This window comes from Planococcus maritimus (genome assembly GCF_001592825.1).
Taxonomy (GTDB): Bacteria; Bacillota; Bacilli; order Bacillales_A; family Planococcaceae; genus Planococcus; species Planococcus maritimus_C.
The window spans coordinates 1-215 of record NZ_LTZG01000067.1; the positions used below are offsets into that span (position 1 = coordinate 1).

At 44.2% G+C, this 215-nt stretch carries 1 rRNA gene; it reads right to left on the reverse strand.

The features are described from left to right. Positions 1–154: 154 nt before the first annotated feature. Positions 155–215: ribosomal RNA gene (locus AY633_RS15705) — 16S ribosomal RNA — on the reverse strand; the annotation flags it as partial.

A 215-nucleotide genomic window follows, 5' to 3' on the forward strand; every position in this document is an offset into this window, starting at 1 on the left:
GTGCGCTCTAACCAGCTGAGCTATAGGCCCTCTTGAGAATTTTTCTTTATAATAGAAGAAACACGAATCAACATAAGTTGATTTCCTGAACCTTCAAAACTGAACGCAAAACGTCAACCCGATTCCGAAAAATCGGTCCCGATATATTCCTTAGAAAGGAGGTGATCCAGCCGCACCTTCCGATACGGCTACCTTGTTACGACTTCACCCCAATC